The sequence below is a fragment of the Actinomadura fulvescens genome (assembly GCF_039533225.1).
In the GTDB taxonomy this organism is placed as follows: Bacteria; Actinomycetota; Actinomycetes; order Streptosporangiales; family Streptosporangiaceae; genus Spirillospora; species Spirillospora fulvescens.
The window spans coordinates 451,903-469,427 of sequence record NZ_BAAATD010000007.1 but is presented as its reverse complement, the minus strand read 5'-3'; the positions used below and the strand labels follow the sequence as shown (position 1 = coordinate 469,427).

At 69.0% G+C, this 17,525-nt stretch carries 16 protein-coding genes; 4 read left to right on the top strand and 12 right to left on the bottom strand.

Annotated features, from left to right (window positions below):
• Nucleotides 1-2: 2 nt before the first annotated feature.
• The 5 genes from ABD333_RS27170 to ABD333_RS27150 all read right to left on the bottom strand — a co-directional run bounded on the left by ABD333_RS27170 (nucleotide 3) and on the right by ABD333_RS27150 (nucleotide 4,380).
• The gene (locus tag ABD333_RS27170; protein WP_344545315.1) at nucleotides 3-1,457 is read right to left on the bottom strand and encodes a 4-hydroxyphenylacetate 3-hydroxylase family protein; all 1,455 of its coding nucleotides are present in this window, start codon (nucleotides 1,455-1,457) and stop codon (nucleotides 3-5) included.
• Complete coding sequence (locus ABD333_RS27165) at nucleotides 1,457-2,140, bottom strand: DUF2848 family protein (protein WP_344545314.1); 684 nt, start codon at nucleotides 2,138-2,140, stop codon at nucleotides 1,457-1,459. Before ABD333_RS27165 ends, ABD333_RS27170 begins: the two co-directional genes overlap by 1 nt.
• On the bottom strand, nucleotides 2,137-2,949 hold the full coding sequence (locus ABD333_RS27160) for a carbon-nitrogen family hydrolase (protein ID WP_344545313.1): 813 nt from the start codon (nucleotides 2,947-2,949) through the stop codon (nucleotides 2,137-2,139). The genes ABD333_RS27165 and ABD333_RS27160 overlap by 4 nt, the downstream gene beginning before the upstream one ends.
• A complete protein-coding gene (locus ABD333_RS27155) occupies nucleotides 2,946-3,626 on the bottom strand; it encodes a GntR family transcriptional regulator (RefSeq protein WP_344545312.1) in 681 nt (226 codons plus the stop codon). The genes ABD333_RS27160 and ABD333_RS27155 overlap by 4 nt, the downstream gene beginning before the upstream one ends.
• 94 nt (nucleotides 3,627-3,720) lie before the next feature.
• Nucleotides 3,721-4,380 (bottom strand): TetR/AcrR family transcriptional regulator C-terminal domain-containing protein, encoded by a 660-nt coding sequence (locus tag ABD333_RS27150; protein WP_344545311.1) that lies wholly within the window; start codon nucleotides 4,378-4,380, stop codon nucleotides 3,721-3,723.
• Nucleotides 4,381-4,482: 102 nt separating this feature from the next.
• Between ABD333_RS27150 and ABD333_RS27145 the strand changes: the two genes are divergently transcribed.
• Both ABD333_RS27145 and ABD333_RS27140 read left to right on the top strand, forming a co-directional pair.
• Entirely contained in the window at nucleotides 4,483-5,946 is a 1,464-nt protein-coding gene (locus ABD333_RS27145; RefSeq protein ID WP_344545310.1) for an APC family permease, read from the top strand.
• Nucleotides 5,943-7,580 (top strand): amidohydrolase, encoded by a 1,638-nt coding sequence (locus tag ABD333_RS27140; protein ID WP_344545309.1) that lies wholly within the window; start codon nucleotides 5,943-5,945, stop codon nucleotides 7,578-7,580. Before ABD333_RS27145 ends, ABD333_RS27140 begins: the two co-directional genes overlap by 4 nt.
• Nucleotides 7,581-7,675: 95 nt before the next feature.
• Here the strand turns inward: ABD333_RS27140 and ABD333_RS27135 are convergent, their stop codons facing one another.
• Nucleotides 7,676-8,188, bottom strand: a complete 513-nt coding sequence (locus ABD333_RS27135; RefSeq protein WP_344545308.1) for a hypothetical protein — start codon at nucleotides 8,186-8,188, stop codon at nucleotides 7,676-7,678.
• 46 nt (nucleotides 8,189-8,234) lie between these two features.
• Nucleotides 8,235-8,648 carry a nuclear transport factor 2 family protein gene (locus tag ABD333_RS27130; protein WP_344545307.1) on the bottom strand — a complete coding sequence of 138 codons (414 nt, stop codon included), beginning with the start codon at nucleotides 8,646-8,648 and terminating at the stop codon, nucleotides 8,235-8,237.
• 568 nt (nucleotides 8,649-9,216) lie between these two features.
• Between ABD333_RS27130 and ABD333_RS27125 the strand changes: the two genes are divergently transcribed.
• Nucleotides 9,217-9,885 (top strand): hypothetical protein, encoded by a 669-nt coding sequence (locus ABD333_RS27125; protein ID WP_344545306.1) that lies wholly within the window; start codon nucleotides 9,217-9,219, stop codon nucleotides 9,883-9,885.
• Between the two features lie 85 nt (nucleotides 9,886-9,970).
• On the opposite strand, the gene ABD333_RS27120 is transcribed toward ABD333_RS27125, so the two are convergent.
• Genes ABD333_RS27120 through ABD333_RS27110 form a run of 3 tightly spaced genes read right to left on the bottom strand, consistent with a single transcriptional unit; the run spans nucleotide 9,971 to nucleotide 15,110 of the window.
• Nucleotides 9,971-10,723 (bottom strand): thioesterase II family protein, encoded by a 753-nt coding sequence (locus tag ABD333_RS27120; protein WP_344545305.1) that lies wholly within the window; start codon nucleotides 10,721-10,723, stop codon nucleotides 9,971-9,973.
• A complete protein-coding gene (locus ABD333_RS27115; protein WP_344545304.1) occupies nucleotides 10,723-13,824 on the bottom strand; it encodes a non-ribosomal peptide synthetase in 3,102 nt (1,033 codons plus the stop codon). Before ABD333_RS27115 ends, ABD333_RS27120 begins: the two co-directional genes overlap by 1 nt.
• Complete coding sequence (locus ABD333_RS27110) at nucleotides 13,821-15,110, bottom strand: aspartate aminotransferase family protein (RefSeq protein WP_344545413.1); 1,290 nt, start codon at nucleotides 15,108-15,110, stop codon at nucleotides 13,821-13,823. Before ABD333_RS27110 ends, ABD333_RS27115 begins: the two co-directional genes overlap by 4 nt.
• On the opposite strand from ABD333_RS27110, the gene ABD333_RS27105 reads away from it, so the two are divergent.
• Nucleotides 15,063-15,227: a hypothetical protein gene (locus ABD333_RS27105; RefSeq protein ID WP_344545418.1), complete on the top strand. Its 165-nt coding sequence runs from the start codon at nucleotides 15,063-15,065 to the stop codon at nucleotides 15,225-15,227. The genes ABD333_RS27110 and ABD333_RS27105 overlap by 48 nt on opposite strands.
• A gap of 44 nt (nucleotides 15,228-15,271) precedes the next feature.
• Here ABD333_RS27105 and ABD333_RS27100 read toward each other — a convergent pair whose 3' ends face one another.
• Together ABD333_RS27100 and ABD333_RS27095 are read right to left on the bottom strand one after the other, a co-directional pair.
• Complete coding sequence (locus ABD333_RS27100; RefSeq protein WP_344545303.1) at nucleotides 15,272-16,042, bottom strand: HisA/HisF-related TIM barrel protein; 771 nt, start codon at nucleotides 16,040-16,042, stop codon at nucleotides 15,272-15,274.
• 55 nt (nucleotides 16,043-16,097) lie between these two features.
• A complete protein-coding gene (locus ABD333_RS27095; protein WP_344545302.1) occupies nucleotides 16,098-17,405 on the bottom strand; it encodes an FAD-dependent oxidoreductase in 1,308 nt (435 codons plus the stop codon).
• Between the last annotated feature and the right edge of the window lie 120 nt (nucleotides 17,406-17,525).

The following is a 17,525-nucleotide window of genomic DNA, read 5'->3' as shown; positions in this document are numbered from 1 at the left end:
TGTCAGGCGCGGTCGGCGACGTCGTAGGCGGCGAGGAAGGCCTCGACGTCCGCCACGGACTGGTCGAATCCGTAGTTGCGGAAGGCGTAGCCCTTCACGACGAACGGCGCGCCGGCGTAGAAGAGTTCGTACTGGTGATGGCGTCCGGCGAACTCGCTGCCGATGGCGTCCCAGGCGAGCTTGAACAGCTTCACCCGTTCCTCGGCGGGCGCGTTCGGGCTGAAGACGTAGCGGTCGATGTCGGCGCGGGTCTCCGGGTTCGTCATGTCGGCGACGCTGGACGGAACCTGAAGAACGCCGCCGCCGACAAGGTCCCGCAGGATCGCCAGGACGCGGGGGTAGAGCTCGGACTGCATGCCCATCGCCCCGTAGAGGGCTCGCGCGCCGGGGCGCCACATGCCCTGCTCGTCGGGAGCCGCGGTGTACTCGGCGGCCATCACCGCGGCCTCGACGAGAGAGACCAGGCTGGCCATCTCGCCGAGCTTCTCCACCACGCCGGGGAACTTGTCCACGCCGTTCACCGCGGCGACCTTGCGGGCCAGCCCCGCCAGGAACTGCAGCTTGACCGAGAACCGGATCTGCGCCTGCCAGTTCCCCAGCGCGTGGGCACCGGTGTCGAAGAACTGCCGCCGCAGCCCGGCGACGTCCCGGTAGACGAACACCCGCTCCCATGGGACGAACACGTCGTCGAACACCACCAGCGCGTCGGTCTCGTCGAACCGGGTGGTCAGCGGATAGTCGTAGCGGCTGGTCGCCGCGGGCGCGTAGGGGCGGCGGCAGTACAGCTTGAGCCCGTCGGCGGCCACCGGCACGGCGAAGCTGATCGCGAAGTCGGTGTCCTCGGGCGTCAGCGGCTTGATGCAGGACACGAGGATCTCGTCGGCGACCGCGCCACCGGTGGCCAGCATCTGCGCACCGCGCACGACGATGCCGTCCGGACGCTCCTCGGCCACGCCGACCTGGATCAGCTCACCGTCCCACGCGTGGGCGGTGGTGCCGCGCGACACCTGCGGCGGGATGATCGCATAGGAGACGTAGAGGTCCTCCTCGACGAGCCGCCGCTGGTACGCCGCGACGTTGGCGGCGAGGTCGTGATCGCCGCCGGCGAAGGCCTCCGGGTGTGCGGCGAACGCGGCCAGGAACGCGCCGACGTGGTCCGGGCTGCGTCCCACCCAGCCATGCGTGTGGCGCGCCCAGGTGGTGGCCGCCTCGCGGAACGCGGTCAGGTCCGTCCGGCTGCGCGGGGCTGTGAACAGGCGGTTCACGGTCGCGCCGGTGTCCGGGTCGGTACAGGTCAGGCCGGACCCGGGATCGGCGGCGATGTCGAAAAGCTCGGCGATGGTACGCGCGATGGGCGCGAACGCCCCGTGGTGGGCCACGTCCTGCACGGCCTCACCGTCGACGTAGATGCGGCGGCCGTCCTTCAAGGAGGTCAGGTAGTCGGATCCGGTGCGCATCACAAGCTCCTCTGTTTGATCTCGTAGGCGTGGGTCAGTGCTTCTCCCCCGGGGAGCTCCAGGCGGACCTGCCAGTGGCTGCCGTGCACGAAGGTCCCGTCGAGGAGCGGCAGCGTGCCGCAGAACAGGACGACGTTCGGCGGAACGGCGCCGATCGCGTCCGCCAGCCGTTCCAGCAGCTGGGCGGGATGCCGCAGCGCGGACACGCTCCCCCGCTGGTACGACGTCTCGTCCACGGCGCAGCCGGCGATCAACGTGTCCCAGTCCGGCGACGACAGGGCGGGGTCGAGTTCGACGACGGTGCTGCCGATCGGTTTGGGGCAGGCGGCCTTCGACTCGGCGACGTCCGTGCGCTCCAGCTCACGATCGGTGTGGTCGGATCCCACGCCGAGGAAGTAGCGCCCGCCCGCACGGATCAGCACCGGCTCCACCTCCCCCGAGGTCGCCGCGCCGTCGACCTCGACCACCGGGGCGGTGGTCAGCAGTGCGGTGTCGAGGTCGTAGAAGGCCGGCACGCTCGCCGGACGCGGTACCCCGATCGCTTCGAGCTCGGCGATGTGGGCCTCGACGGCCGCCTCGTCGCGTGCGGTGTATCCGGCGACGATCAGCTTGTCCGGAACGACCGTGAGTCGTTCGCCGGTGCCGGTGACGTCAACGGTCACCGACGTGGAACGGTCCGTCATGATGTCCTCCGCTGCGTGCTGTGCGCGGCGGCCGGCCACCGGCGGTCGTCCAGCACGGGGAATTCGGCGCGCACCTTCGCGACCACGGCCGGGTCGATGTCGCAGAACGTGACGCCCTCGGCGGTGCCCGCCTCGACCAGGACGGTCCCCCACGGGTCGACGACACGGCTGTACCCGCCGAGCACGGCCCCACCGTGCTGTACGCCGACCGCGTTGCACGCGATGAGCACCACCTGCTCTTCCACGGCGCGGCAGGCGGTGAAGAGGCGCCAATGGTCGCGCCGCGCCTCCGGCCACGCCGCCGGCACCACCACCGTCGTCGCGCCTCGGTCGACCAGGTCCCGCCACAACTCCGGAAACCGCAGGTCGTAGCACGTGGTGGCGCCCAAGGGCCCGAACGGGGTCGCGCACACTTCCAGCGCGTCACCTGGGGTGAGCAGCTCCGCCTCCCGCGAGGCGTACCCGAACACGTGCACCTTGCGATAGGTGTGCACGATCCGGCCGTCCGGCGCCACCAGCACCGCGGTGTTGAACAGCCGGCCCGCGCCGTCCCGCTCCACGATGCTGCCCGCATGGACGTACGCGTCCAGCTCTCTGGCCCACGCGCCGGCGGCGGTCACCGTCGGGCCGTCCAGCGGCTCGGACCGCTCGTCATAGCGGTCGAACGCGAAGTAGCCGGCCGCCCACAACTCCGGCAGCACCACCAGGTCGGCGCCCCGGGCCTGGGCCACCATGGCGCCCACCCGTTCCCGGCGCTCGGCCGGCGCCTCCTCCGGCGGGCTGGCCACCTGTACCAGCGCGACCCTCATGTCAGGCCCACCACCGAGTGCTGCGTACCGTCCCAGCCGGCGACGTCAGGGAGGTGCAGAGCCGCCATCGTGCTGGACAGATGCGCGGTCACCGCGGCGCCTGCCGCCGCCTCCCCGGTCCTGAGCGCGGCGACGATGGCGGCGTGCTCGTCGAGCACGGCGCGCGACCGGTCCGGCTCGTTCGCCACCGCGTACATGCCCATCCGGACCTGCCGGTCGCGCAACGACTCGTAGAACTCGGCGAGCACCGGATTGCCGGCCCGGCGCACGATCAGCCGGTGGAACACGCGGTCCAGCTCGATGAACGTGACCGGATCGCCGATCACCCGTTCCTGTTCGGCCAGCAACGACTCCAGCTCGCCGATGAGGCCCTCGCTCGCGGGCGCGACCTGCCGGACGCACCAGTCCTCGACCAGTTCACGCGCCTGCATCACCGCACGCACCTCGCCATCGGTGATCGGCGGCACGAAGACGCCCTTCTTCGGCACGATCTGCAGGAAGCCCTCGGCCTCCAGCCGCAGCAGCGCCTCGCGCACCGGAGTCCGCGACGTCCCGGTCTCCCGCGCCACCTCCGCCTCGCTCAAGAACGTCCCCTCGTGCCGCGGGAAACGCGCGATGTGCTGCTTGAGCCACCGGTACGCCAGATCCTGGGCGGAATCGTCTCGTAGACCACTCATAGGTAGCTTGTATACATGACGCCCACAAGGTCGGCAAGGGTCTGTTCCAGGGCGAGAATCGGTCTTGGTACGCCTTAACGCGCCTTACTTCGCCTTACTCCGCGGATGCCGCGATCTCGTCGAGTCGCCGCCGCATTCCGGACAGCATGGCCGCGAGGCCGAGCTCGAAGGCCTCGTCGGCACGGTCGACCCGCGGGGTGACGGCGACGGCGGCGGCCAGCCGGGGGTGCCGGCTGGCGTCGGCGGACAGGTCGATCATCTGCTCCGGGGCGACCATGTCCAGCACCGAGCCGAGCACGAACGACTCCAGCGCGGTGAGGAGCCCGATCGTCTGATCGGTGGGCCAGCCCGCGTCCTCCAGCGCCAGCACGAAGTCCTCGTACATGTCGAGCACCGCCGGGGTCCGTACGGCGGTGGTGGCCAGCAGCTTCACGGTGTTGGGGTGGCGCGCGAACGCGTCCCGGTACGACCGTGCCCAAGCGGCCAGCGCCTCGTCCCAGGGCAGCTTCCGCAAGGGCGACGAGTCGATCTCGGCGGCGAGCAGCGTGCGCATGCCGCTGATCACGTCGTCGCGGTTCCTGACGTGGTTGTAGAGCGAGGGCATCCGCACGCCCAGCTCGCGGGCCAGCCTGGCGAGGCTGAAGTCGTCGGCCCCGCTCTTGTCGATCAGTTCGAGGGCGGCCCGATGGATCGCGTCGGCGGTGAGGATCGGGCGGCTGGGGCGGCCCGCACGCCTGGTGCTCCTGGATTCCATCTCACCGCCCATCGTAGAGCGCCGAAGACAGGCCTTCCGCGGCGCCCCGGCGTGCGCTACCTTCCCTAAAACTTCAGCCTGAAGTTTTAGCGGAGGGCAGCCATGCGCACTTCTGAATCCGCCAAGCAAGCCCGGGGAACCCTCAAACGAAACGCCATCGGCACCTGGGACCTGGTGTTCTTCGTGGTCGCCGCGGCGGCGCCGCTGACCGTGATGGCAGGGACCGCACCGATCGGCCTCGCGGTGGCCGGGCCCGGCGCGGTCGCCGGCTATCTCGTCGCCGGGCTGGCGCTCGTGCTGTTCTCCGTCGGCTTCACCGCGATGAGCGGGCACATCAGCAACGCTGGCGCGTTCTACGCCTACGTCGCCAAGGGGCTGGGCAAGCCCGCCGGCGTGGGGGCGGCGCTGGTCGCGGTGGTCTCGTACAACGGCGTGGGCATCGGGCTGTACGGAGCGTTCGGCTTCTTCGCCGCCACCACCGCCGACGACCTTCTGGGCATCGATCTGAAGTGGTGGGTCTGGGCGCTGGCCGCGGTCGCGCTGGTCTGGCTGCTGGGCTTCCGCCAGGTGACGCTCAGCGCCAAGGTGCTCGGCGTCGCGCTGCTCGGTGAGGTGCTGGTGCTCGTGGTGCTGGCGGTCGCGGTGCTCGTCCAGGGCGGGCCCGAGGGGTTCAGCCTGGCCCCGTTCGCACCGGACACGGTCTTCACCGGCGGGTTCTCCGGAGCGCTGGCGATCACCTTCGGCGCGTTCATCGGCTTCGAGGCGACGGCGATCTACGGCGAGGAGGTCAGGAACGCCGCCCGCTCCGTGCGCACCGCCACCTATGTCGCCGTGGGGTTCCTCGCGCTCTTCTACACGTTCGTCGCGTGGATCGTGGTGACCGCGTTCGGACCGGGCGCGGTGCGCGCGGCCGCTGGACGGGACCCGTCGGCACTGGTGTTCGGCGCGACCGACGAGTACGTGGGCGGGCTCGCCGTGGACGTCATGAACGTGCTGATCGTGACCAGTTCCTTCGCCGCGATCCTGGCCTTCCACAACGCGTCCAACCGCTACTTCTTCGCGCTCGGCCGGGAGCGCGTGCTGCCCGCCGCGCTCGCACGCGTCCACCCGCGCACCAGGTCTCCGTGGGTGGCGGGCGCCGTCACCGCCGCGCTGTCGGCCGGGGTCGTCGCCGGCTTCGCGCTGGCCGGCCTCGACCCGTTCCTGAAGCTGCTGATCTGGCTGAACACTCCCGGCGTGATCGGGATCATGGCGCTGCAGGCCCTATGCTCGTTCGCCGTGGCCGGTTTCTACCTGCGCAATCCCGGGCTGCCGGGCGGCCTGTGGACCCGGCTGGTCGCGCCGCTGCTGGGCGGCGCCGCGCTGACCGCCGCCTGCTGGCTGGCGGTGTCCCACATGGACCTGCTCACCACGGCGGGGACCGCCACCAACCTGATCCTGGTCCTGCCGCTCCCGGTCGTCTTCCTGATCGGCGTGCTGGCCGCGCTACGCCTGCGCCGCGCCGATCCGGCCGCGTACGCGCGGCTCACCACCACCGACGTCGAACGCCTGGAGGAAACCGTATGACGATGGGCGGGACCGCCGACCTCGTACTGACCGACGCCCGGCTGCCGGGCCGACCGGAGGCGGACACGGTGGTGATCGCGGACGGCCGGATCGTCGCCGTCGGCGCCGCCGCGGAGGTACGGGACCTGATCGGCGCCGGCACGGACGTGCGGCCGCTTGGCGGACGCACGGTCATCCCGGCGTTCCAGGACGCGCACGTCCACCCGCTGACCGGCGGGCTGGAGATGCTGCGCTGCGACCTGACCGACCTGGACGACCGGCACCTGGTCCTGGAGGCGGTCGCGGCCTACGCCGCCGGCAACCCCGGCGCGTCCTGGATCACCGGGGGCGGCTGGCGGATGGACGCCTTCCCCGGCGGCACCCCGCTCGCCGCCGACCTGGACGCGATCGTCGCGGACCGGCCGGTGTTCCTGCCCAACCGCGACCACCACGGGGCCTGGGTCAACTCGCGCGCGCTGGAGCTGGCCGGGATCACCGCGTCCACCCCCGATCCCGCGGACGGCCGGATCGAGCGCGACGAACGCGGCGCGCCCTCGGGCGTCCTGCACGAGGGCGCCATGCGCCTGGTGCAGAGACTCGTCCCGGCCCCGACCCTGGACGAGCAGGTCGATGCCATGCTCACCGCGCAGCGCCACCTGCACGCCCTCGGCATCACCGCCTGGCAGGACGCGATCGTCGGCGACTATCCCGGCACCACCGACCCCACCCGCGTCTACCACGAGCTGATCTCCCGCGGCCTGCTCACCGCCCGCGTACGGGGCTGCCTGTGGTGGCGGCGCGACCGCGGCGTCGAGCAGCTCGACGACCTGCTGCACCTTCGCACGAACGCCCGGCCGGGGCTGGCGCTCGACGCCGTCAAGATCATGCAGGACGGCGTCTGCGAGAACTTCACCGCCGCCACCCTGACGCCCTACCTGGGCGGCCACGGCAGCGGCATCTCGTTCTTCGAGCCCGGCGAGCTCGCCGAGGCCGTCACCCGCCTGCACGGCGCCGGCCTCCAGGTGCACTTCCACACCATCGGCGAACGGGCCGTGCGCGAGGCGCTCGACGCGGTGGCCGCGGCCCTCGATCGGCATGGCCCACGTGACCTGCGGCATCACCTCGCGCACCTCCAGATCGTGCACCCGGACGACGTGCCCCGCTTCGCCGAGCTGGGCGTCGCCGCGAACATGCAGCCGCTCTGGGCGTACAACGACGACCAGATGACCGAGCTCACCGTGCCGTTCCTCGGCGAGGAACGGGCGGGCTGGCAGTACCCGTTCGCCGCCCTGCACGACCACGGCACGCGCCTGGCGATGGGCAGCGACTGGCCCGTCTCCTCGGCCGACCCGATCCTCGGCATCCATGTCGCGGTCAACCGCACCACCTACCGGCCGGGCACCGATCCGGCCCGGTACGCCGACCAGCCGTTCCTGCCGCACCAGCGGCTCACTCTGGAGACCGCGCTGCGCGCCGCCACCCTGGGCTCGGCCTACGTCAACCACCTCGACGCCAGCACCGGCACCCTCGACCCCAGCAAGCACGCCGACCTGGCCGTCCTTGACCGCGACCCCTTCGCGCTCCCCCCTGAGGAACTCCACACCGTCCGCGTCGTCACCACCGTGGCCGCCGGCCGGATCGTCCACGACTCCTGAGAACGCGATGACGACACTGATCCGCGGGCGGGAAACGGCGGATGACCACACCTGGCAGGCATGGCGTGTCGTCCTGCGAGGCTTGCTCCAGGCGTTCAGAGTTGGACGCCGCGGTCACGCAGCGTGTCTTTGAGCAGGTCGAAGTTGCGGTGGAGCGTCTGCAGGTTGCCCTCGGCGGTGGCGACGGTGGCGCGGATCTCTTCTTCGGTCAGCGTGCGGTGGTTGAGCACGTTCATCAGGTTGGAGGCCACCAGCATCGCCGGCCCTGCGACGTCCACGAAGATGGAGCCGGTGCCTTCGGTGGCCTCCTGGAGTTCGATGGCGGTCCGGTTCAACCGGGCGTTGATCAGGACCGCCCACCCTCGCCGGGCCTGGGCGGGTTGTCCTCCGGTCAGCTCGACTACGGCATCGGCGTAACCGGCTGCGGCCAATCTCAGCTCGGTTCGGTCCAGGCCGTGCAGTCCGTTCTCCAGGAAGCACAGCAGTATCCCCATCAGGAACGACGGTCGCCTGGTGCCCGCATCAGGCGACCGCGCGCCGATGATGTCCAGCATGGCCAGGCACTGCTCTGCCGTCAGGTCGGGTTTTGCGGTCTTGTCGCTGGTCACCGTTTCTCCGCCAGGTGGAGCGTCGCGCGAACGGACACCCTGATCGTCAGGATGCCAGCCGGTCGAGGATCTCGGTCACGACGAGGGAGTCGACGTAGGCGTGCACCTTGACGATCTCGTCACCCTCGAACCAGCAGATCCACACGTAAAAGGGATCGTAGGGTTCGCCGTCGTGGGCTGTGGCGACACCGTCCATCTCGACGATCGCGATTTCGTCTCCGCCGTACAGTCCCCTGACGCGGAAGTGCAGTCCGCCCGACAGGAGCGGACGGATCTGGCCGATCGTGGCGGGGATGAACTCGTCCCTGCTCTTGTAGTGCCCGGCCAAAGGATGCTGCCCGAACAGTGACCATTGCACGTTTTCCGCGCACCGCGCGAAGAAGTCGTCGACGGTATCGACGTCCTCAAGGAGCGCGAACAGCTCACGGCGAGATTGCGAGGGAGTGTTCGATCGAGCCACTACTCCTCCTGGTCAATTGAGCGCCCTGTTTTCCTCACCATAGCCTTGCGGGCGGTTGTTGCATAGCCAGCATTTGCGGTCACCCATAAGGGGTTTAACGGCCTTGCAATCCGATCATGTTCACCATTCTGATGATGAGTTCGCGTTGACCTCTGCCCTCCCTGCTGGATGGCTTGCATCGATATTCCGATCAGCCACAAAGAGTGCCAGCAGGTGTCTCCTGAAAGTGGCGCGTGCGCGGCACGGTCGCGGTGCAGGGTTTACTTTTCATCGCCTTCGGAGCGCACCGGCAAGAGAAGTTCGGCAGCACGTCGAGCGCGTTCTCATTTGACGTGCCCGCGTAGATCACGGAAGCGGATGCGCATCACCAAAGTTCTGCCACGCAAATATCTCGCTGTGGCTAGGGATTTCGACTTGAAATCTGACTAAAGTGTCATATAGACATCAAGAGCAGCGGGCGCGAGGCTCGCTTGACCTTGTCGCCCGGTGGCGTCATGCTGTTTCCTATCCCATTTCGGTCCGAGGCGGATTTAGCGGCATGGCTGCTCCGGGGACGGAAGGGACGGAAATGCCTTCGACAATCGACGCGGTGGTGCCGGTGCCTGACCAGTACGGTCAGTTCTGGATGTTGTCGGGCAACCGCTACCTGCGCATCGCCATCGCCGACGGTGAGCCGCACAAGGACACCGTCGTCAGGGGTCCGGGCACCTTCGACGAATGGCCGAGCCTGGAAGGGTTCGACCACATCGACGCCGTAGTGCCCGTACCCGACCAGCACAGCCAATTCTGGATGCTGTCAGGCAACCGCTACGTCCGCATCGCCATCGGCGGCGGCGAACCACACCCCGACACCGTCGTCCGCGGACCCGGAACGTTCGACGAATGGCCGAGCCTGGAAGGGTTCGACCACATCGACGCGGTGGTGCCCGTGCCTGACCAGTACGGTCAGTTCTGGATGTTGTCGGGCAACCGCTACGTCCGCATCGCCATCGCCGATGGCGAGCCGCACAAGGACACCGTCGTCAGAGGCCCCGGCGCCTTCGACGAATGGCCGAGCCTGAAAGGCTTCGACCACATCGACGCCGTAGTGCCCGTACCCGACCAGCACAGCCAATTCTGGATGCTGTCAGGCAACCGCTACGTCCGCATCGCCATCGGCGGCGGCGAACCACACCCCGACACCGTCGTCCGCGGACCCGGAACGTTCGACGAATGGCCGAGCCTGGCCGAGTTCTGAGCGGCGGAACGCGATCCGGGACCTGGCGTCGGCCAGGTCCCGGTTTGCCTGCACGAAGCACGTCTTGAGTGGCATACCAGGCCGGTCAGGAAACCGCGTCCCGATCCAGATGGCGCGCAATCATCGAACATACCTCGGCGGGCCTGTCGAGCAGATAGAAATGGTCGCCGTCGAACTTCTCCAGCTCGAAGGACCCGGTGGTGAAGCGGTTCCACTCCACGGCTTGAACGTGCCGCACTTCGAGATCGGCCACACCGATGCAAGCGGTGATGGGACAGGCGAGCCTGCCGTCTTCGGCGAGGACGTAGCGGCCGATCATGCGCAGATCATTCTGGACGGTCGAGACGAGCATCCTGCGCGCCTCGGGGTCGTCCAGCAGAGAGACGCCACGGCCAAGGTGCCGCATCAGATCTTCGACCCGCCCGGTGGGCATGCTTTCGAGTGCGAACACATTCGGCGCGGCACACGCGGAGGCGAAGAGCCGGACAGGCAGGTCGATTCCCAGTTTCGGCAGTCGGCGGGCCGCTTCGTAGGCGACGATCGCCCCCATACTGTGTCCGAAGAAGGCGTACGGCAGATCACGCAGCCACTGCAACGCATAGCCGACCTCGCCGGCCATCGCGATGAGGTCAGTGGGGGCCGCTTCCGAACTGCGATCTTCACGAGCGGGATACTGGACGGCCCACAGTTCGATCTCGGCGGGCAGATGTTCGGCCAAGGGGTGGAAGGCGCTCGCCCCGGCACCGGCATGCGGGAAACAGATCAGCCTGCGGGCGGGGTTGGAGTGTCCGGCGATCCGCCGCAGCCAGAGCTTCCACGGCGGGGCCGAGGCTGCCATCACCGGGTCCCCCCTCCCGCCGCCTCCTCCAGGACCTGGGCCAGGGCGGCGATCGTCGGCGCCCCGAACAGAGTCCGCATCTCGATACGGCGGCCATAGCGCTCTTCGAGCTCCCTTGCCAGGCGCATGCCGAGGATGCTGTTGCCGCCCATTTCGAAGAAGTTGACGTCACGGGCCTGCACAGGTTTGTCGAGAAGACGCCGCCAGTGTTCGGCCAGTTCGCGCTCCAGTACGCCTGTCGGCGGTTCGTTGGACGCGGAGGCCGGGGCCGGGACGCTCCACTGGGCCAAGGCGCGCCGGTCGATCTTTCCGTTGGCGGTGAGCGGCAGCTCGGGCAGCTGAAAGTAGTGGGCCGGCCGGGAGTACTCGGGTTGGTGCGCCGCCACGTGCTCCCGGAGATCGGCGATGTCGAGGTCCTCCCGGTCAGAGGTCACAAAGGCGGTGATCTGCCTGGTCGAACCGGTACCGGTGACGACGGTCACGGCGCGGGCGACCCGGGGGTGGGCGGTCAGCGTCGCCTCGATCTCGCCCAGTTCGATCCGATACCCGTTGATCTTCACCTGAAGGTCTTCGCGGCCGAGGAACTCCACCAGGCCGTCCGGCCAGTAGCGGGCCCGGTCGCCGGTGCGGTACCAGCGGCGCCCCCTGCGGGTGACGAACTGCGCGGCGGTGCGCCGCGGGTCGCCCCGGTAGCCCCGCGCCACGCCCGCGCCTCCGATCCACAGTTCACCCGGCACCCAGTCCGGGCAGTCCCGGCCCAGCTGATCGACCACGCGGAACTGCTGGTTGCCCAGCGGCAGCCCGTAGGGGATCGATCTCCATTCCGGGTCGGCGCGCTGGACCTGCATGTGGTTGGAGTAGATGGCGGCCTCCGTGGCCCCGCCGCTGCCGACGAACGTGGCGTTCGGCAGCAGGTCGTGCAGCCGTCCCGGCAGGTCCAGTCCGATCCAGTCGCCGCCGGTGATGACCAGCCGCAGGCTCGCGGGCGGGCCGGCCGCTTCGGCGGCCGACACCAACATGTCCACGAGCACCGGAACCGAGTTCCAGACGGTCACCTGGTGCCGCGCCATGAGGTCGAGCCAGCGCTCGGGGTCACGTCGTTCACTCTCGTCCAGGGCCAGCACCGAACCGCCCGCGCCGAGCAGGCCGAAGATGTCGTAGACGGACAGGTCGAAATCGAGCGCCGAGATCGTGATGCTTCGGTCGGAGGGACCGACCGACCATCGGGCGTTGATGTCGTCCAGGGTGTTCACCGCGGAGCGATGCTCGACCTCCACTCCCTTGGGCGTTCCCGTGGACCCGGAGGTGAAGATCACGTAGGCGAGGGCGGACTCCGGACGAGGCACCGGACGGGGAATCGGCGCGTGTGCTCGCGAGCCGGCCAGAGAAATGAGGGTGGGGTCTTCGCCGGAGCCGGAGCCGGAGCCGGAGCCGATCAGCAGGCGGGTTCCGGCGGTGCGATAGATGAGTTCGCGGCGGGCGGAGGGCTGGTCGAGGCCCACCGGAACGTAGCAGCCGCCGGCGGCCAGCACGCCCATGACCGCCACCACCTGCTCGGGCCCCGGCGGCAACGAGACGGCCACGGGGTCGCCGGGTCGCAGGTCGTGGGAGATCAGGGCGGCGGCCAGCCGCCGTGCCCGTTCTGACAGTTCGCCGCGTGTCCGGGTTCCGGTGGAGCCGATCACGGCCGGCCGTTCCGGTGCCTGGCCGGCCAGTTCAAAGAAGCGCTGGTGCAGCAGATGTCCGCTGCGCGGTCGGGAGGTGGCGTTGACCCGGGAGCGGACAACGGCCTGCCTGGCGGGCAGGGTTCTGGGCAGCGCGTGTTTCCAGTCCGCATCGGCGTAGCGCGTCAGCAGGTCGCGGTGTGCCGTGGTCATCTCATCGAGGACGCCCGCTGAGAACACCTCCTCCGGAGCGTCCCAGACCAGGTGCAGGCCGCCGTTGCGTGCGTAGACCTGGAAATCCACCAGCACCTGGGGTGTCTCGGTCAGCGCCCAGACCGGCTCGCCCAGCAGACGCGCGAACCGGGCGTCGAGCCACTCCTGGTCGATCAGCGAGGTGAAGACCGCGGCACCTTGGAACGAGGAGGCGGTGTCGGCGCGGGCGAGGTCGCTCAACACTCGGACCCCGGCATAGATGCTGTGTTCGTCGGAGCGCCCGTACTCGTGGTCGACCTTGCGCACCAGCGCGAGGAAGTCGGGAAAGGGCCCGTCTTCGAACGGGACGACGGTGAGCGCGGTGAAGTCACCGATCACCTGGCCGAGACCGGCGTGGGCGGGATGCCGGGGGAAGGTCGGCACACTGACGGCGAACCGCGGTTCGGCGCTCCACCGTCCCAAGGTGTGAGCGTAGGCGGCGAGCAGCACCGATTCGGGTCGTACGCCGTACGCCTCCGCCCGCGTCCGAAGGCCCTGCCATTGGGCCGCGGACAGGAAGGCTTCGCGGCGGGAGAAGTGCGCGCCGCTCACCGCTGTCGGTTCTACCCGCGACGGCAGCTGCGGCGCACGGCCGGTGCCTTCGGCAAGTCGCTGCTCCCAATGACGGCGAGCCGCCTCGGACTCCTCCTGGTCGCGTCGCGCGGCCACGTGCCGCTGGAAGTCGTACGGCGGTGCCGTCGTCACGGCGGGATCGCCGGCGTAGGCGGCGGCCAGCTCGGATAGCAGCAGGCGGATACTCGCAGGGTCGGCCACCAGATGGTCGATGTCGACGTGCAGCCGTGTCCTGCGCTCGGGCAGCAGGGACAGCTGCACGTCGAACACCTGGCCGCGGCCCACGTCCAGCGCGCGGTGGGACAGCTCCGCGCGGAGCCGCGCCAGCCGTTCCCGGCGATCGGCCGGGGCGAGCCCCCTCAGATCGTGAACTGCCGGACCGGGCCAGACCGGACAAGCGTCGACACACTGCTCTCCGGCGTCGGTGAACCGTGCCCTCAGCATGGCGTGCCGCCGCGCGAGGGTCCTGACCGCGTGCTCCAGCCGGACAGGGTCCACAGCGGCGCCCTCGAACTCGAAGTACATGTGGCACGCGATGCCGCCCAGGGGCTGTCCGGCCTGCCGCCCGACCCAGTAGGCCTCCTGGACCGGGGTCATCGGAAACGAGGTCACGGCGCCGCCTTGGGCCGCGGTGCTGCGCCGCCTGTCTCCGGCCGGTCAGGCTCCACGGAACGGACCCGTTCATGCTCGACCGAGCGGACCGCCGACACGATGGCCGCGAGTCCCTCGCGTCCCTCCGCCTCGGTCAGCGTCAAGGGCGGCAGGAGGCTCACGCACTGCTCCTCGGTTCCTCCCAGACCCACCAGCAGCCCGTTGCGGCGGCAGGTCTCCTGGACCCGTACGGCAACCTCAGAAGCCAGATCACCGGTGGCGGGATCGGCGAGCTCAATGGCGATCATCAATCCCTGTCCTCGCACGTCGGCGACGATGGCGCTGCCGAGGACCTCCCTCCGCAGTCCCTCCAGCAGCAGACTCCCGACACGATCGGCGTTGGCGGGCAGATCACGGGAGCGGACGTAGTCGATCGTGACGCTCGCGGCGACCACGGAAAGCGGGTCGCCGCTGGTCGCCGACATCCGTATCCCCGACATCGACTCCAGGACCTCCGCGCGCCCGACCACACCGCCGATGGGGAAGCCGGCCCCCGTGCCCTTGCCGAACACCAGCAGGTCCGGGACGACGTCATGGTGCTGGTAGCCCCACAGGTGGCGGCCCGTCCGGCCCCAGCCGGTCTGCACCTCGTCGCTGATCAGCAAGATCTCCTCCTGCCGGAGGATCGGCTGGTAGGCGCGCAACAGGCCGGCGGCCAGCGGAGCACCACCCGCCACGCCCTGGACCGGCTCGAAGATCATCGCCGCCACGCGGTCCGCCGTGCTGACGCCGATCACCTCGGTCAGGTCCCGCGTGCAGGCCTCGGTGTAGGCCGCGTCGTCCAGTTCCCGGTAGACGCCGTGGTAGCGGTCGTATCCACCGCGAACGTGACTGACGTGGAACGGAGCGAGCCCCATGCCCACCCACCGGCGATCACCGGTGACCGCCATGGCCCCGTACGAGGTGCCGTGAAAGGCGTGCCGCAGTGCCAGCACCTGGTTGCTGCGGCGATGCAGAGCGGCCAGCGAGAGCGCGAGGTCCACGGCTTCGCTTCCGGTGAGCGTGAAGACCACCTTGGCATCGGGGATGCCAGAGAGCTCCGCGATTTTCTCGGCCAGCACCACACGCGTTTCATCTATGTAGTACGGAGAGATGTGCACCACCCCGGTGCGAAGCTGCTTGGCCACCGCATCCCACACTTCCGGCACTCGGTAGCCGAGAATGCTCGTCGCGACTCCGGAGTAGAAATCGAGATAACTGTGACCCTCGGCATCCGTCAATCGACGCCCATCGCCGCCAGTGATCACCAATGGGCGCTCGTAGAAGGTCGGTATCCAGGGAGGAAAACACGCTTGGTGGCGGCGAATGAGATCGTCGTCGGCCATGGAGTCAACTTCCTCCCCATCAACGTGATCCGCATTTGAACTGACAAGCGGCCGGCGACTCTCGCGTCCGCCGGGGCACGGGTTTAGACAAGACCTCGTTCATGCAGGTAATCGTGCGCTTGAGTAATCGACATCGCGCCGGAGTGAGTGGCCTTCGCCACGGCGGCGAAGAGGACGTGTGGCTGCCTCAGACCGTCGTACAGGTGCTCGGGCGTGGAAGCGCCGCCTCCGACGATGAGCGGAGTCTGGACGGTGTCGGCGATGGCCTGATACAGATCGATGTCGTATCCTTCGCCGCCTTCTTCTCCGTCGAGGCTGTTGGGCAGGAGGAGCCCGGCGCCCAGCTCAACGAGGATGTCGGCCCAGGTGATGGCGTCCAGGCCGGTCCTCTTCGTTCCTCCCCGGATGAACACGTTCCAGCGCCCGGGTCCGACCCGGCGGACGTCCATCATGCCGAGAACGCGCTCGGAGCCGTGCCGGTCGGCCACCTCCCGCATCACCTGGGGGTTCTCGACGGAGGTCGTGCTGAGACCGATCATGTCGGCGCCTGCGCCGAGGAGCGCGCCCGCCGCCCGCAGGCTCGGGGCGAACCCTGTGGCCACCGCGACCCACAGGGTCGGAACGAGGTCGGCCACGCGCTTGATCAGCCGTACGAACCGCTCATGCCTGTCCCAGTCGTCGAGGATGTCGAGCATGATCGTCTGTACGCCCTGACGGCGGTAGTGCCGACAGATCATGACCGGATCGCAGGGGTCCGTGAGCCCGGGGATTCCTGACGGCTCGGTGGTCCGCCCTTCGTGGACCTCCAGGCATGGGACGACAGGAGCGGCGGTAGGCGCCTGTGGTTCCTTCATGAGTGCTTCCCCTGCGGTCGAAATCGTCTCGCCGGATGCGCGGGCCGCCGCTCGCTCAAGGCAGCAGTGCTGCCAGCCGCGTATCGGAGGTGTCGGGCACAAATCTGCGGGCGACGTCGACAGCGGAACGGACGGCGTTCTCCTGACTGTCGACGCCTTGTAGATAGGGCCCGGCGAGGTGGACATCGCCAAGGCCCTGGAAGGCGCTCAGCCCGTGCTTGGCCTGCATGGCCTCCGTGGTGTGCTGCATATGCCGCAGTCTCGTCTGGGCCAGTACGCCACGGGCCGGAAGCCGATCACCGCGGAGCCTCGTGACGAAGAAGTCCATGCCGTATGCGGGGCCGCACCATCTCGTGCTGACCGCCATGTCGTCCTGGACGATGATGTTGTCGGTCGACCATTGCTCCCGCCGCGCCGGCATCCAGGAGGTGTCGGTGTGGGCGCCCACGGTGATGGGGACATAGGTGAAGGCTCCGAGCAGTTCGCGCAAGGACTCCGTTCCGGCGAGCTGAGCGAGAACGGTCCGTGCCACGTCGGCGGGCAGGGCCAGCACCAGATGATCGACTTCGTGCCGGCCTCCGGCGCTGTCTCCCAGCTCGAAGACCTCGCCGGTGCGGCGGAGGGTTCGCAGGCCGGCGCTCGTGCGGATGTCGGCGGTATGCGTTCCCGCTGCCAGGGTCCAAGCGAGCGTCTCAGCGCCGCCACGCAGGTTCTGCCATCGCACGGCCTCGTCGGCGGGCGGCTCCTCCGGCTCCAGGAAGAAGTCGAGCACCGCCCGGGCCGACATGTGCCCGATCTGGTCCAGCTCGCAGGAGAACAGGGAGGCCGGCCATGGGTAGAGCACGTCCCGTTTCATCGCGTCCGGCACGGCGAGTGACTCGACCAGGTTCCCGTACGGCTCGTTCCAGCCCACGTCGTCCTTCTGCCATTGCGCTCCCTGCTCAAGCATCGCGCCGACGGCCTTCCACGCCGGGCCCAGGACCGCGCGGTCCGGCGTGTCAGTGTCCCGGCGGTGCGGCGTGACCAAGGTCGGCTCCGGGCGTCCGGCATGCCACATGGTCAATGACATCGGAACGTCGATGAGATCGTCTTCGCGCAGGCCGAGCAGGCCCAGCAACCGTGCGTGCGTGGGAAACAGCCCCCGAGAGAAGCTGTGCACCCCCAAATCGGCTGTCAGCTCTCCATCGGGCAGCCGCACCGACACCGAATGTGCGTTGCCGCCGATACGTCTATTTCTTTCCAGAAGGAGGACGTCGTGAAAGCCGTCAAGGAGCCAGGCGGTGACCAGGCCGGTAATGCCGCCCCCGACGATGCCGATGCGCATAAAGAGATCCATCCAGGTCGATGAGAGCCGCTTGCCCACTTCCTCCCTCTCGTCTCTTTCCTGCGTCCCTGACGCGGCGCGGACAGCACGCTGACATCGCGCTGACAATGGTCAGGCGGCGGCTTTTACCTGCGCCATCAGGCATCTTCGCCGAGAAGG